We start from the raw sequence: 15,511 nt of genomic DNA on the forward strand, positions 1-15,511 counted from the left end.
TTTTTGTTGATGTCGATTTCATAAAAGAGGTACGATTAGAAGACTCTGCTGAAATAAAGGGGGATTATAAGTGGTTATATCAGATGTTATTTACGGTGAGTTTAAAGTGGATCAAGTAGTAGAAGAGTTAATTTTAAGCAAGCCTGTGCAAAGGTTGAAAGGCATCCATCAAAACGGTGCAAGTTATTTAATGAGCGAGAAATGGAATGTAACGCGCTTTGATCATTCAGTTGGTGTTATGTTGTTAGTGAAAAAACTAGGTGGTTCAGTAGAAGAACAAATTGCAGGTTTACTGCATGACGTATCACATACTGCTTTTTCCCACGTGATTGATTACGTTTTTCATAATGAGGGTGAAAGTTATCATGAAGAGATATTTAGTTCTGTCGTGAAAAACTCAGAAATTCCAGCGATTCTTTCAAAGTATGGTTATAACTATGAAGATATTTTATTAGATGATTCGAAGTGGACATTACTGGAAAGGTCAGCACCAGAATTATGTGCAGACCGAGTGGATTATACGTTACGAGATATGTATACATATGGGTATGTTTCTTTAGAAGAAGTTCACAGTTTTTTAGAAGATGTCATCGCTGTAGATGGGAAAATGGTTGTTCAAAGTGTCGAAATGGCAGAATGGTTTACAGAAACGTATTACAAAGAAGTAATCGATTTCTTTATGAACCCAATGAATATTTACGGAAACGACATGTTAGCTAAGACGTTAAAGTTAGCTCTTCATAAAAAGGTTATTCATGCAGATGATTTCCTTCTTGAAGATGAGTCGCTTATTTCAAAATTGCAGCAATGTAACGATCGAGAAGTACATGCTTTATTAAGTAAAGTCCATCCAAATGTAAAAGTAATAGAAGATAGAAACGATTATGATTTGTATCAGAAAAATAAAGTCCGACTCATTGATCCGCCATTACTTCATGAAGGTGAAATTGTTTCATCGTCTGTCGTATCAGAAAACATAAGGCAGATGAGCGAAATTGCTTATGAAAAAGCGGTGGGAGGGATGTATGTGAAAGTGATTTCGAATTAAAAAGGAGAGCATATCTTTGCTCTCCTTTTCCTCATTAATAATCAAACCAATTCCAATCCTCAATATCCCCAAGAGTCGCATAACGCACATTCGGTGAGTTTTGTAATTTTAATAACTCTTTTGACGGGCCAGTAATGACCATGCCGTATACTTTAACGCCATTATCTTTTACATACTGGTAGCGCTTATCTAATTTTAGTTCTTTCTCAGGAATTATAGCTATTTTACTTACCGTTTCCGTATGTGTAGAAAGAATACGCATCATTTCGATAACTTTATCTTCTGGCGTTTTCTGATTCTCTGTATCACTATCTAGGAATCTTATATGTTCTGGAAAGCCTATAGCTTCTCCGCCATGTAGGATGTGGTCTTCTACATTTGTTTTTTCTTGTCCCGTATCTAAAGCGTACCATAAAGGAGTTGGAGGGAGTTCTTGTGCTTCAAATACGTTATATAAAAGTGGTTCTAGCTCCTTTAAAGTGTAAGCTTTGTCAAAAGAAATTGCTATTTCTGCAACGGTTCCTTCATGTACTTTTGCAAGTGTATCCCATACCTTCTTTGAAGATTCCTTTAAATAATCACCCTGTTCTGTTTTTGGGTGAACAAAGAAGAGCTTTGGCTGATAGAATGTATTCATCCAAGAGTTATTTAGGACATTTACAGATGATAAGAAGCTACTCGTTTCTAATGTCCCGAGTGGTATTTCTTTTTTACCGACCGTTTTTACTACATCAAAGTGGCTGTTCGTACGGAAAAAAGCTTCTACACTTGTTCCACCGCCCATAACGCGGCTATTTGGCATAGTCGCTTCAAGTGCAAGAGAAGGAACACTTCTTATTTCTTCTAACCTTTTATCGTTATTAGATTGGAAATAAAAGGCGGATAATATTCCGCCGATTATATATATGACGATACAAATGGATAGGATGAAACCAAGCGTCTGTAATCGATGTTTCCACTTAATTCTCCAAAAAGGAACTTGAAGATCTTTTGGCGATAATTTTTTCTTAACTGGTTCTGTTTTTGCGAGCAATTCATCCAAATGTGCTTCACACTCTTCGCAAGTCTCGATATGACTTTCTAACTCTTCTTGTTCATCCTGCGTGAGCGTTCCGTTTTCGTACTTCCCCCATAGTTTTTTAAACGCTGTACAACCCATGACTATCACTCCTTTATGCTTTTCGTTTCTTTTCGTCCTCGGTGTAATTCAATTTTTACTTTCGCTAGTGAGAGACCGGTCATCTCTGCTATTTCCTTATAAGAGAATCCGTAGTAATCTCGTAGTAGTAGGACATTTCGTCTTTCAAGGGGAAGCGAAGATAAACTGTCTAACCAACTAGCAATCTCGTGTTTTATAAAATAAGAGTGCTCTGTACTTGGTACGTTTGGTAAATGGAATTCTTCAACTGTCGTTGTTTTATATCTTTTTTCTTTTCGATACCAATCGATAAAGGCGTTGTAGGCAATCGTAAATAACCACGGCCTAATCTCTTCTCCTTTATAATAATCAATATGGACGAGCATTCGGTAAAATGTTTCTTGCATGAGATCTTCCGCGTAGTGGGAATCTCCGGTTAGGGAGAGAAGATAGCGAAATAAATCTTGCATATGTTCGGAGTAAATTTCTTCTAATGATTGTTTGCGTTTCACTACATTTCCCTCCCTTCATACATAACAACGAAATACATATAAAAAAGTTACATTTGTTTTTAAAATTATAGTAAAAAACGTCAAGAATTGGATAGGATTCTCTTTTATCATAATACATATAAGGCGGGTGAACAGAGATGGAAAGCTATGAAACACAAATTCAAAGGTCAATTGATTATATTGAAGAAGATGTAATGGAAAAACAGACGCTGCGTAATTTAGCGCGGATTGCAGGTTTTTCTGAGTCGCATTTTCATCGTGTATTTCAGGCGTTAGTAGGCGATACAGTAATGGAGTATGTTCGAAAGAGGAGGTTAGCCCGGGCAGCTTATCAACTTTCTCATACGGATGAAAAAGTTATTGATATCGCGTTTGAGCATGGCTTTCAATCTCATGAAACGTTCACGAGAGCCTTTAAAAAATTATTTCAAATGACACCGAGTGAATATCGAAAACAAGAAATTGAAACACCGATGTATTACAGCGTGAATGTAAAGCAAAGAAAATTAAATCCGTATTTAGGAGGCATACAAATGGAATATCGTATTGTAAATAAACCAGAATTTTTAGTGGCGGGTTATGAACTGAAGACGACAAGTAAAGAAGGGAAAAACCATCAAGACATCCCAGCATTTTGGCAAGAATATTTACAGAAAGATCTTGGAACAACGATTCCGAATCGTAAAGATACGAGTCAATGGGTAGAGCTTGGATTATGTACTGATTTTAATTTAGAAACAGGGGACTTCACTTATATAATTGGAATGGAAGTTACAGGCTTTGAAAATGTACCAAATGAAGTTGCGAAGCGTACTTTCCCGGCAGCGACATACGCCGTGTTTACAACACCGAAAGTTCCTCATGAAGAGATGGTATCGTCTATCCACCAAACGTGGAATGCCGTATTCTCAGAATGGTTCCCGCATTCAGGATACGAACATTGCGGCGTTAATGAGTTTGAGCTATACGATGAGCGTTCCCATGCAGATAAAAGTGAGTTCGCTCAAATTGAACTTTGGATACCGGTGAAGAAGAAGTAATAGAAGGAAAAGCGAACCACTGCGTGGTTCGCTTTTCTAATATCGCAACCTATATTTGACGATTTTTGTCGGTAAGTCGATATATATTGAAAATCGCTTATATCATTGCATTTCATTTACCGCTGAACTACGCAAAAAGAAAAGACGCCACATAGCGCCTTTTCTACGAATGAAACGGGAACACAAGTATAATCGTCGTTCCTTTTCCAAGTTCGCTATCAATCGAAATCGTTCCATTATGAGCATGAACGAGCTGTTTCGTAATGGCGAGGCCAAGTCCTGTTCCAATGTTACTTTCTTCTGTATTTGTTCCTCTGTAATAGCGCTCAAAGAGAAGCTCTTTCGTTTTATCATCCATTCCTTTTCCGTTATCTGAAATAGAGAGTGTAAATGAAGTAGCGTTTTGGGAAAGTTTTACGCTGACATTTGTCGTTTCATTATTATGTTTTACAGCGTTTACGAGTAAGTTTTCGATAATACGCTGGAACCATTTTTCTTCAATGAAATATTGAATTTTGTTTGAGCTTGGTACGAATTCAATATTTTGATTTTGAAGTGTCGGATTATTAATGAATTGTAATAATACTTTTTGGACGAATTGATTCATTTCAATATTTACGTGCTGCGCAGGAAGACTGTTATTTTTTAATTGATACGTTAAACTTAAGTCATCAATTAATGTCGTCATATATTGAGATTTCTCTTTCATAACGCTGCCAAATTGTTGAATGTCACGATCAGTCCAGTTGTACTGCTGTGATTCTAGTAATAATGCGTAGCCATATATAGAGCTAAGTGGCGTTTTTAAATCATGCGTGAGACCGGTAATCCATTCTTCACGTGTTTGCTGCAATACTTGCCTCATTGCATCATTTTTTTTAAGTGTAATAGAAAGATGCTCTAGTGAATTTGTCACATCACTAAATAAGCGGAATGACCATTTTTCTTTACCGGATCGCCGGAACCTGACAGGTTTCCCTTTTTTACTAACAGGTTCTTCGTACTTTCCACCAGCTATATTCTTAAGCCAGCGCATCGCATGCAATAACGGTTTTCCAAATTTATTACCGTACCAAATAGAAAGAATGACTAAATAAACAAATACGATAAGCAGGATTAATCCGCATCCGATTAGAAACTTTTTAGCAAATACATCTTCTATTTCATCATCTGGGTAGTAGTGCTCATTTTTGGCAGTTACAACGAGAAGATGATTGCTATTTGTGTCGTAAAAGCTAGACGTGTTTTCTTTATGATTCCACGGTTCTTTTGCGTTAAGAGCAGCTTGTATGGCAGAAAACGTTTTTTTCTTTCCATTTGGATAGGAGAATACTTCTTCGCCGCCACTATTAAAGATTTGAAGCGTTGCTTTTTCTTTAGAAAGTAACTGTTTTTCTTCTTCTGTTAATGTGAATGTACCCGTAGATACAGAAGGGTGCTCTTTCTGGATTGATTTCAGTAATTCATTGCTTTTTAACGTACCGCCGTAAATAACAAGTACGTTTTTTCTTCTAATTCAATTTCCCAATATGTAAATGTATAAGGGCTTTCTATGTGATTCTGTATATATGAGAATAAAGATGTTTTCGTATAAGATGTCGGTACGTCATTTGGCGTATTAAAGTGATAGAGAACTTTTCCGTTTTCCTCTACAACTTGAATCCAATCATTTTTCTCTTTAATTAAGTCTTTTACTTCAGCTTTTAATGAAATATCGCCATCTTCTGAAGAGATATATCTTGCAATCACAAAATTATCAGAGTCTGGAATGTTCGGTTCGTATGAAGTACTCGTAACAAGAAAAATTAAATAAGTGAAAGCAGCTACTACAGCAATTAGTAGTGTAACCAAAACAAATACGTGTTGCATAATAAACTGGATAATAAGTCGTTTATTAAAGTTCATATCGTCACCCTACTTTGTAATGAACTTATAGCCAAGTCCGCGAACAGTTTTTATATATTCTGGTTTACTTGGATCTTGTTCAATTTTTTCACGTAGTTTTCGAATGTGGACCATAACGGTATTGTCATCGCCATTGTAGGCAGGTGCTCCCCAAACTTTTTCGTATATTTCTTCTTTCGAAAATACGTAGTTCGGATTCTCGCAAAAGAAGAGTAATAGCTGAAATAGCTGGGCGGAACATTCGACAACCTGTCCACCTACTGTAAGTTCTGCGGAATATCGATCAATTTCAAATCTGCCAAATGAACTGGAGTGTGCTTTTTGTTCATTGGGTACTGCTTGTTTCATATGTCTACGGAGTTGTGCTTTCATACGAGCTACTACTTCAAGTGGATTAAATGGCTTCGTAATATAATCATCTGCACCATGTGAAAATCCGGATATTTTATCTAAATCAGATGTTTTAGCTGTGAGGAAGAAGATAGGGCAATCTGTTTTTTGGCGAATGATCGGACAAATATCAAAACCAGATTGTCCAGGAAGCATGACATCTAAAATAATTAAATCGTAATCGTTTTGCTCAGTGAGAGATAACGCTATTTCAGCGGATGTTGCAGTTGTAATATGAGAAAAACCTTCTTTTTCAAGAATGGTAGTTAGTAATTGTAAAATTGCTGTTTCATCATCAACGAGCAAAATATTTGCTTCATACATAAAAATCCCTCCTAATTTCCTCGAATATCATATCATCTTTCTATAACTTATGGAATTTTTAAGGAAATTTTAAGGTTTTCTTTCGCAAAAAATTAAGAATCAAATGATATGATAAAAGTAACATAGGGGAGGAGATGAGTGTGAATCCGTTTCAAACGATGCGAGCTAGATATTTTTTAATTGTATTTGCACTATTAACTTTAGTTGCAAGAGTCAGTAATGAATTGATAGAAAATACATTTCATATGCAAAATTCTACTTTTATAAATATTCTTATATTCTATATCCTTCCGTTTACGTGGATTTTTTTTGAGTATAGAAAACACCGTGTTTCATTTTCATTATTTATTAATAAAAATGAAACATTTAACCTGGTGCAAGTTTTATACATTGCACTTATGTTAGCCGTGTTTAGTTATGGATATCTTATTTTGTACATGTATAGCTTTGCTTGGATTACACCGGAATTTATTATGAACGCGTTACGTGAACCGATTATAGATAGCACAGGGGGATTTGTATATCAGTTTATTATGGTCGTGTTCATCGCACCAATTATTGGTGAATTTGTTTTTCGGGGATTTTTACTGCAACGTTTTGCGGCAAAATGGGGAACGAGTATAGCAATTATTGTAGTAGCAATATTGTTTGCGTTGTTACACGTTGATTTCCTAGGCGCAGTTGTATTTAGCGTTGTACTATCAATCGTATATATTCGTACGAATAGTTTACTTATGCCAATTGCTATTCACATGTTAAACAATGCATTTGTAATCGGTGCTTCTTTTTTAATAAATAAAGAAGAGATCATGAGTTTTGCAGATTTCTCAAATTATACGACGTTCTTTCCAGGGCTTATTATTTTTATAACAGGATTAAACTTAGTACTCATCTTTTTATTTGTTAACCGCAAATATTGGAATAAAGAAATGCCAGCTATATATGTAGAGCAAGAAAAGAGTTTTTCAGACGTAGTGGAGAGTAAATAAGATGAAGAAGACAATTGAAAAAATATTGAAAGACATTATAGATGCTACGTCACTTACAGATATGTGTGATAAAAGCGTGTGTCATTGGGTGCAACCTGTAGTAGATACGATTGTGTTTCCAGAGTATTACTTATTTTCTAGTACTCATGTAAAAGAAAATATTATTTCTCTTCTTATTGTGTTAGGGGTTTTATTAATATTTGGTCTAATTGTAGAAGAAATGATGAAGCGCATCTTCAGAAGAAATGAAGAGAAGTATATGTGGGTTCATAAAATATTCGAGAAAGTAATGGTGGCTTTCCTTTTGTTTTATAGTATGAAAACAATTATTTACTTTATAGCTTTGAAACATCATTAATTCTAAATTTGAAAGGGATGTATAAAATTATATGAATGAAACAATATCATCAAATAAGTTTTTTTATTTGATTTTGCTTAGTATAGTGCTGATAACGACAGTCAATGTTATTCTTCGCTGGGAGGAAGCTTATTTCTTTATGTATTTAGCACTCCATTTGTTAGGAATATTATGTATAAGCGGCGGAATAGTTGCTGAAAAAAAGAGTGAAGAAAGCGTTAATTATATGTGTGTGACAGGTCTTATTTTACTTTTAGCTGTACAAGGTATTATGAAATATAGTTCTTTTTCTTTACAAGATTTTAGTTTATTAGTGGATGTACTTCCTTAAGGGGGGCGCGTTATGTTATCTAAGAAGCAAATAGGATACGTACTAGTTTTAATTGGATTTTTTACGCTTATTGTAACGACTTTATTTTTTCAAGACTATGAATATATACGCTATATAAAAGGCGCTGGTTTAATATGTTGGGTTGTAAGTACGTTTCTTATCCCAGAGTATGAACCGAAGAAAGTGTCTAAAGGTAGGTAAAACTCTTCTTTTTGTAGAAGAGTTTTTTTATATAAATAGAAGGCTCTTGAACAATTCGTGTAATAAGCTTGTTCTAATTTAGCATGTACGAACTTACAATAATAATAGACAGGCAGCATAGAGGAGGGAATAGCGTGAGGAAGGTTATTGGGTGGTCGCTTTTTTTGTACGTTGGGTTTGCGTTGCTTATATATTGGTATTTATTTGGATGGAATCATGAACTGATTCCGGACATGTATAAAGGAACAAAGGCAGATCCAGAAACGTTTATGAATGCAAGGGAGCTTACGCTAAGCCAAGATTATTCGCGCGTGAAAAACTTACTGTACTTTTTAGCGACGCCTCTGGAATGGATTATTTTATTATTTGTACTTGTGCTCGGTGTTTCAAGAAAGTTTGAGAAATGGTCGAAGGAAACGACGAAAATAAGTGTCCTGCAAGTTGCGATTTATTTCTTTTATTTATCACTACTCACAACAGTTCTTGCCCTACCGATGCAATGGATTAGCCGAAAAGTGTCCGTTGATTACGGCATTTCAACGCAAAGTACACAAAGCTGGATAAAAGATCACGTTATCGATTTTTGGGTGAATTATGCGACGATGTTACTCATTGTTACTGTTTTGTTATGGCTGATTCGTAAATTTCCGAAGCGATGGTGGCTAGCAGGATGGGCGCTCTCTGTACCATTTACAATCTTTTTAACATTTGTGCAGCCGGTTGTTATTGACCCACTTTATAATGACTTCTCGACGCTACAAAATAAAGAATTAGAAACGAAAATTTTAGCACTTGCAGATAAAGCTGATATTCCATCTGAACACGTATATGAAGTGAATATGTCAGAGAAAACGAATGCGTTAAATGCATACGTAACGGGGCTTGGAAAAAACCTGCGCATTGTAATGTGGGATACAACGCTTCAGCAATTAAAAGATAAAGAAATTTTATTTATAATGGCCCATGAAATGGGGCATTATGTTATGAAACATATATATTGGGGCGTTGCGAGTTATGTGTTGCTATCGTTTATAGGGATGTTTCTCATTAGTCGTATTATCAATATGTGTATTCGAAAATGGGGAGATACGCTGCAAATTTCAAAAGTAGCATGTTTCTCAATTTTACCTTTATTTTTCTTAATTTCTTCTGTACTCTCTTTTGCATCGCAGCCAGCAACAAACTATGTTTCTCGTATAGAAGAACGAGCGGCAGATCAATATGCTTTAGACATGACAAAAGATGGGGCATCTGGTGTAAAAACGTTTCAATATTTATCAAAAACGAGTTTAAGCCAAGTAAATCCGCCTGCGCTAGTGAAGTTTTTCCTATACACACATCCACCAATTTTTGAAAGAATTCATACGTTTGAACAATATGAGAAACAAAGCAAAAAGAAGTAGCGATTATGCTACTTCTTTTTTAGAGATATAAGTTTTATATTGGGAATATTTATCATTGCTTTTTATTGCGATTTTGTAAATAATAAGCTATAAAATTCTAAAAATCTATATATAAAGGAATAAAGGTGAAAAAATGTATTTTTTAAAAAATTTAAAAGTGAAATATAAATTATTATCGCTTATTTCATTAGCAGTATTGAGCATGGTAATTATGAGCTGCGTAGCAATTAATTCTATTAACAAGATTAAGCATGATACAGAGGTTGTAGTAGATGATTATCAACATTCTGTAGTTTTATTAGAAGGAATGCTTCGTACACAAAATTCACTAGAGTATAACTTACTAGAATTAATTACAGCGTCACCAAATGAGGCGACAAATAAAGAGGGGATTATTGGTAATATTGAAAAGGATCTTGAAAAATATGATTCTTTATTAAAAGAATATGATGATGGCTTCAATTTAAGTAAGCAAGAGGATGAACTGTTTCAGAAGATGAAGAAATCTTTGCCAAGTTATATGGATACATATAAGAAGTTGTTTGATAAAGCGAAGCTAACAAATGAATCTCAAATGGTAAACGAATTTCATAAGGAATTAAAACCGAAGGGAGTAGAGTTAGCTAGTTATGCTGTAGATCTAGAAGCGTATGTTTCAAATTTAGCTGACCAAGTATTTAAAGATTCTCAAAAAATGATAGAGCGGTCTGTTATTACTTTTATCATTCTTGTAGTAGTTACTACAGTCATTATATGTATAGTAAGTTATATTATTAGCAAGCTTATAGTTGCCCCTTTACAAACGGTTAGTCTTATGATGGAAAGAGCAAAAGATGGGGATTTAACTGTACATGGTGAGTATAATGCTAAGGATGAATTAGGTGTATTAGTAAGTGATTTTAACGAAATGATTGCAGGGCTAAGAACAAATATGCAAGAAGTAGAGAATAATATTCAGCTTTTATTCCAACATGCAGACGGAGTAGTATCTGCATCGGAAGTATCTAGTGGTGCAGCGAAGAAAATCACTATAGATATTGAAGAAGTTGCAAATGGCGCAGAGAGTCAAATGCAAGCAATGGAGCAAACTGCGGGTGCGATGGAAGAGTTGACACAAGGAATGCAGAGTATAGTGAATACATCATCCTCTGTAAATGAATTGTCTGCTCAATCAGCATTAGATGCAGAGAGTGGTAACAAATTAATGAAACAAATGATTCAACAGATGGATACAATCCAAAATTCAGTACATAACGGTGTGAACCAAGTAGAGACTATGAAAGAACAATCAGAAGAAATTGTTAAAATCATTGATGTTATGCAAGGTATTACCTCTCAAATTAACTTATTAGCATTAAACGCCGCAATTGAGGCTGCACGTGCTGGGGAAAGTGGTAGAGGATTTGCAATTGTGGCAGATGAAGTAAGAAAATTAGCAGAACAATCCAGTGATTCTGCAAAACAAATTGAGAAGCTTATTACTCAAGTTATGGGAACAACGAACCATACGGTACATATGATGGGGAAAGTAGATAATGAGGTACAGGCAGGTACACAAGTAGTAATGCATACAGAAAAAGTATTTGGAAAAATTACAGAAAAAGTACAGCAAGTATCTGAGCAAATTCAAACGGTATCTATGTCTACAGATGAAATTGCAGCGAGTAGTGAAGAGATTTCGGCTTCTGCAGAAGACATGGCTCAAATTTCCCAAAGATCATCTGACCGAACTGATAGGGTAAAAGAGTCTATTCAACAGCAAGAAAAATCTGTTCAAGAGATCTCGGTTTCAATTGAACATATGCATAATGCAGCAGGAGGATTAAAACAAATAGTTGCCCAATTTACTCTTCAAAAGTAGTAGTATATTTAAGTTTTAATATAGAAAAATTCCATTTAATAAATAAAGAAATCATCCTATATAACAAAGGATGATTTTTTTATGGGAATTTTGTGCAGCTATCACTCAATAAATTCTAATTTTTTACAATTTTCCGATTGTAATATATAATAATACGTAATGTTTTGGAGATTTTTCATTTGTAAAAGATAGTTTATAGGAGGAGAGAAAGGGTGTTCAATAAAAAATCAATGCCGGCTATAAAAATGATCCTTTCGATGTCTATTTTCGGATCAATTGGATTTTTTTCTGTTCAAACAGGTTTACCGTCTTTTGAATTAGTATTCGTTCGTTGCATTTGTGCGACTATATTTTTAGCATTATGTTGGCTCGTAACAGGACAGTATAAAAGTGAAAAATGGAATAAAAAAGAAGTAATGCAAATATTGGCATGCGGTGTATTTCTCGTTTTTAACTGGGTATTTTTATTTAAAGCATTTGAAGTTATGTCGATTACAATTGCGATTTCAGTGTATCACCTTGCACCCATTATCGTATTAATGATTGGTAGTATTGTATTTAAAGAGAGACTTACAGTGTTTGCGGTTATGTCCATTGTCATTTGTTTTATCGGTACAGTTTTAGTAGCTGGAGTAGATGGAAGTCTATCGCTCGAAAAACTGATGTCATCTGGAATGGTATGGGCACTTCTTGCAGCTGTATTTTATGCTTTTACCACTTTATTAGGAAAAGGAATTCAGCATACGAGCGCATATGCGATGACCTTTTTACAAACGTTTTTAGGTATATTTTTATTGCTACCATTCGTAGATTTTGGCAAGTTTCAAGGGTTAACAGAGATGAACTGGATGATGATCACAGCAACAGGACTTATACATACCGGATTTGTATATTACTTATTTTTTGACAGTTTAAGAGGTTTATCGACGAGATTAATCTCGGTATTAGTGTTTTTAGATCCTGCGGTTGCAATATTATTAGATACAGTCTTTACCGGCTTTAGACCGACTAGTATACAAGTAGTAGGGATTGTTCTTATATTTGTAGGAATGGCATTTACTTTTCGAAAAACAAAGGATGAAAAAATAGCGGTAAAAGAAAACTTGTGCTCTTAATTGTAAAAAAATAGGTATATTATATTGAAAAATTTTCTATTTTTTGTACAATATAAAAGGTAGGAAAATAAAGGAAAAGGTAGATGAGAGAGATGAAAAAGCTAGTAAAGGTAGCGACATCGTTAACTTTAATGGGAGGAATATTTGTAGGTGCAAATGGTGTGTCTGCAAATACAGATGTTATCGAAAAATCTAGTCCTAATATTATGATAGAGTTTGATGATGTAGCAACAGATCATTGGGCATATGATGAAATTACGAATTTAGTATATCATCGCATTATGTATGGGTATGGAAATGGTAAGTTTGGGACAGAAGATAATATAACACGCGAACAGGCAGCGGCAGTATTGCATCGTGCACTTCATTTAAAGCGTAGTGTGTTTGATGAAAACCCATATGGAGATATTAGTGGGAAATCAACAATGTTCCCTTACGAAATTTTACATTTAACGAGTATCGGTATTTTTAAAGGTGACGAAAATGGGAATTTCCGTCCGAAAGATACACTGACTCGTGCAGAATTAGCACAAATTTTAACGAAAGCATATGAGTTGAAAACAAAGAGTCCACATACATTTACAGATATACCAGAAAACCATTGGGCAAGAGATGCAATTAGCGCATTGCAATCTAATAATGTAGCGATTGGAACGGGAAATGGCAAGTTCGAGCCTGAAATGCTCGTTACACGCGGGCAATTTGCGAAGTTTTTACAACGATCAATTGATAATTCTTCAGGGAAAATGGAATAGATAAAGAGAAAGCTCATAATTTGTAGAGGAGACATCCTCTGCTCATTATGAGCTTTTATTAATTAGGTAGGTTATTATTTTCGTATTTTGTAGTTCAGTTGATATCCTTTGTCGAAACGTCGAAATATACAGAGTAACAACATATATTTGCATTTTTTGTCTAGAAAATGAAGTTTTAAAATGTGAAGGATTTCTTTTTTAGAAAGTAGAATATTTAATGTATAGAAACACCTTTAAACGACCATAGGAAAGGGAAATGATTTGCGTACAATTCGGCATAAAAATTGAAATTGAGAGCGAATTGGCTCTCCTTTAGTAGTGATTTTCACAATAATAGATTTTTTAAATGTAATATATTGCATAATGGGTGCGAAGGCAACATATGTAATATTGGAAAGGATTTCAGTCTATTATTTTCCGTTTTTTCAAATGGAGATAAAGGGGAGAGGGCAATGAAGAAGAACATGTTACGTATAATGGCAACGGTAACTATTATGGGCGGCTTGTTTGTAAGTACAAATGTTCCAAACGTAAAAGCAGAAGAATATCCAGAAATGATTGTGTTTGATGATGTTCCAGTAAACCACTGGGCATATGACGATATAATGGACGTAGTATACAATAAAGTAATGTTAGGCTATGGAAATGGTAAGTTTGGTGTAGGAGATAATGTAACACGAGAACAAGTAGCAGCAGTACTTTATCGTACATTGAATTTGAAAAAAGAAGGACCTTTAAAAAATCCATATAAAGATATTTCTGAGAGGGCAACAATGTTTTTAGATGAAATTTTAGTATTAACAAAGCATGGTATTTTTAACGGCGATGAAAAAGGAAACTTTAGACCAGCTGCACCAGTAACACGTGCAGAAATGGCTCAAATTCTTACGAAGGCATTTACATTTGAGGTGAAGAAGAACCATACATTTAAAGATGTACAAAATAATCATTGGGCAAAAAATGCAATTAGTGCACTGCAGTCTAATCATGTCATAGTAGGAACAGGAAATGGGAAATTTGAACCGAATACAGTTGTAACACGTGAGCAATATGCAACGTTTTTAAATAGAGCTGTTTTTTATTTTCCTGTAAAAGATGAAAATTATGAATAAAAGTTAAAATATAAGGATATTTAAGTTATATCAATATAATATAAAACAAGAAAAAAGCGCGGGAATCCCACGCTTTTTTCTTGTTTTATATTATTTATAAGTATATCGATTTTCTGTTCATAATTTATTTGTTGGAATTTAGTGGATAAGAAGAGATTGAATAAAGTAACTTTTTATTGCTTAAATATGCGATTTAGTAACTTTATTATTAATAGAGTGTAAATAAAAGTATATGAAATATAGTTCATAAATTAGACAAAAATCACATGGGAATTGTATTGTTACGCTTTCATTAATTCTTTATATTAGAAAAAAATATGTTTTTAGGGAGAGAATACTTTGAAGACAAAAATTCTAAAAGTAGCAACAGCTTTAACAATTATGGGTGGAGTAGCATTTGGTGCCGAGGGGAATACAGCAAAAGCTGAAGTAGCTGCAAAGCCACAACAAGCAAGTCAAGCTATCTTTAAAGATGTACCAGCAGGACATTGGTCTTATGAAGCAATTCAAACTTTAGCAGAACAAGACATTATGCGTGGTTATGGAAATGGTATGTTCGGTTTTGGACATAACGTAACACGTGAACAAGTAGCAGCTTTAATTTATCGTGCACTTGATCTTGATGAAGAATTTGGTGAAGATGAGGAACTAGAAAGCCCATATAATGATATTGTTGATGATAACTCAACGATGTTTCCGTTCGAAGTATTAGCAGTAACAGAATTCGGTATCTTTACAGGTGACGAGAAAGGGAACTTCAGGCCAAAAGATACGTTAACACGTGCAGAAATGGCGCAAGTTCTTACGAGAGCATTTGGATTAAAGGTACAAGGACCAGCAGGATTTAAAGATGTACCAAAGGGACATTGGGCAGAAAATGCGATTAATGCAGTAGGTTCAAATGGTATTTCAATAGGAGATGGTAAGGGTAACTTCGCTCCGAACATGAAAGTAACACGTGAACAATATGCGCAGTTCTTATTTAGAGCACTTTAATAAAAAGGGGATCAGTGTTGTATAACACTGGTC

General features: G+C 34.6%; 15 protein-coding genes and 2 pseudogenes. 13 read left to right on the forward strand and 4 right to left on the reverse strand.

All coding sequences use genetic code 11. The annotated features are described in order from the left end of the window. Window positions 1-70 precede the first annotated feature (70 nt). The gene (locus tag PDL00_RS19165; RefSeq protein WP_270730701.1) at window positions 71-1,048 is read left to right on the forward strand and encodes an HD domain-containing protein; all 978 of its coding nucleotides are present in this window, start codon (window positions 71-73) and stop codon (window positions 1,046-1,048) included. Window positions 1,049-1,082: 34 nt separating this feature from the next. On the opposite strand, the gene PDL00_RS19170 is transcribed toward PDL00_RS19165, so the two are convergent. Both PDL00_RS19170 and PDL00_RS19175 read right to left on the reverse strand, forming a co-directional pair. After that, window positions 1,083-2,207 (reverse strand): anti-sigma factor, encoded by a 1,125-nt coding sequence (locus PDL00_RS19170; RefSeq protein WP_270730702.1) that lies wholly within the window; start codon window positions 2,205-2,207, stop codon window positions 1,083-1,085. Window positions 2,208-2,212: 5 nt separating this feature from the next. Beyond that, on the reverse strand, window positions 2,213-2,698 hold the full coding sequence (locus tag PDL00_RS19175) for an RNA polymerase sigma factor (RefSeq protein WP_270730704.1): 486 nt from the start codon (window positions 2,696-2,698) through the stop codon (window positions 2,213-2,215). 137 nt (window positions 2,699-2,835) lie between these two features. On the opposite strand from PDL00_RS19175, the gene PDL00_RS19180 reads away from it, so the two are divergent. Then, window positions 2,836-3,738 (forward strand): AraC family transcriptional regulator, encoded by a 903-nt coding sequence (locus PDL00_RS19180; RefSeq protein ID WP_061676519.1) that lies wholly within the window; start codon window positions 2,836-2,838, stop codon window positions 3,736-3,738. 163 nt (window positions 3,739-3,901) lie between these two features. Here PDL00_RS19180 and PDL00_RS19185 read toward each other — a convergent pair. Together PDL00_RS19185 and PDL00_RS19190 are read right to left on the reverse strand one after the other, a co-directional pair. Next, window positions 3,902-5,643 (reverse strand): annotated as a pseudogene (locus tag PDL00_RS19185) (sensor histidine kinase). Window positions 5,644-5,652: 9 nt separating this feature from the next. Beyond that, window positions 5,653-6,357, reverse strand: coding sequence for a response regulator transcription factor (locus PDL00_RS19190; RefSeq protein WP_061676517.1), 705 nt, complete (start codon window positions 6,355-6,357; stop codon window positions 5,653-5,655). 140 nt (window positions 6,358-6,497) lie between these two features. Here PDL00_RS19190 and PDL00_RS19195 point away from each other — a divergent pair, with 140 nt between their 5' ends. The 11 genes and pseudogenes from PDL00_RS19195 (at window position 6,498) to PDL00_RS19240 (ending at window position 15,478) form a co-directional block, all read left to right on the forward strand. Then, window positions 6,498-7,346 (forward strand): CPBP family intramembrane glutamic endopeptidase, encoded by an 849-nt coding sequence (locus PDL00_RS19195; RefSeq protein ID WP_242251620.1) that lies wholly within the window; start codon window positions 6,498-6,500, stop codon window positions 7,344-7,346. Between the two features lies 1 nt (window position 7,347). Next, window positions 7,348-7,704 carry a hypothetical protein gene (locus tag PDL00_RS19200; RefSeq protein WP_242251618.1) on the forward strand — a complete coding sequence of 119 codons (357 nt, stop codon included), beginning with the start codon at window positions 7,348-7,350 and terminating at the stop codon, window positions 7,702-7,704. Window positions 7,705-7,735: 31 nt separating this feature from the next. Beyond that, window positions 7,736-8,035, forward strand: a complete 300-nt coding sequence (locus PDL00_RS19205; RefSeq protein ID WP_001006046.1) for a hypothetical protein — start codon at window positions 7,736-7,738, stop codon at window positions 8,033-8,035. Between the two features lie 12 nt (window positions 8,036-8,047). Continuing rightward, a complete protein-coding gene (locus PDL00_RS19210) occupies window positions 8,048-8,236 on the forward strand; it encodes a hypothetical protein (RefSeq protein ID WP_016088942.1) in 189 nt (62 codons plus the stop codon). 134 nt (window positions 8,237-8,370) lie between these two features. Beyond that, the gene (locus PDL00_RS19215; protein ID WP_270730709.1) at window positions 8,371-9,639 is read left to right on the forward strand and encodes a M48 family metallopeptidase; all 1,269 of its coding nucleotides are present in this window, start codon (window positions 8,371-8,373) and stop codon (window positions 9,637-9,639) included. A gap of 133 nt (window positions 9,640-9,772) precedes the next feature. Further along, window positions 9,773-10,552 (forward strand): annotated as a pseudogene (locus PDL00_RS34875) (MCP four helix bundle domain-containing protein); the annotation flags it as partial. A gap of 156 nt (window positions 10,553-10,708) precedes the next feature. After that, complete coding sequence (locus PDL00_RS34880) at window positions 10,709-11,500, forward strand: methyl-accepting chemotaxis protein (RefSeq protein ID WP_442868341.1); 792 nt, start codon at window positions 10,709-10,711, stop codon at window positions 11,498-11,500. 212 nt (window positions 11,501-11,712) lie between these two features. After that, on the forward strand, window positions 11,713-12,615 hold the full coding sequence (locus PDL00_RS19225; protein ID WP_242251612.1) for a DMT family transporter: 903 nt from the start codon (window positions 11,713-11,715) through the stop codon (window positions 12,613-12,615). 83 nt (window positions 12,616-12,698) lie between these two features. Further along, window positions 12,699-13,370: an S-layer homology domain-containing protein gene (locus PDL00_RS19230; protein WP_242251608.1), complete on the forward strand. Its 672-nt coding sequence runs from the start codon at window positions 12,699-12,701 to the stop codon at window positions 13,368-13,370. A 452-nt stretch (window positions 13,371-13,822) separates the two neighbouring features. After that, window positions 13,823-14,482: an S-layer homology domain-containing protein gene (locus PDL00_RS19235; RefSeq protein ID WP_270730715.1), complete on the forward strand. Its 660-nt coding sequence runs from the start codon at window positions 13,823-13,825 to the stop codon at window positions 14,480-14,482. Window positions 14,483-14,821: 339 nt separating this feature from the next. Beyond that, on the forward strand, window positions 14,822-15,478 hold the full coding sequence (locus PDL00_RS19240; protein ID WP_242251604.1) for an S-layer homology domain-containing protein: 657 nt from the start codon (window positions 14,822-14,824) through the stop codon (window positions 15,476-15,478). Window positions 15,479-15,511: the final 33 nt, after the last annotated feature.

Origin of the sequence: Bacillus cereus group sp. TH152-1LC (assembly GCF_027710505.1) — a bacterium.
GTDB classification, from domain to species: Bacteria; Bacillota; Bacilli; order Bacillales; family Bacillaceae_G; genus Bacillus_A; species Bacillus_A mobilis.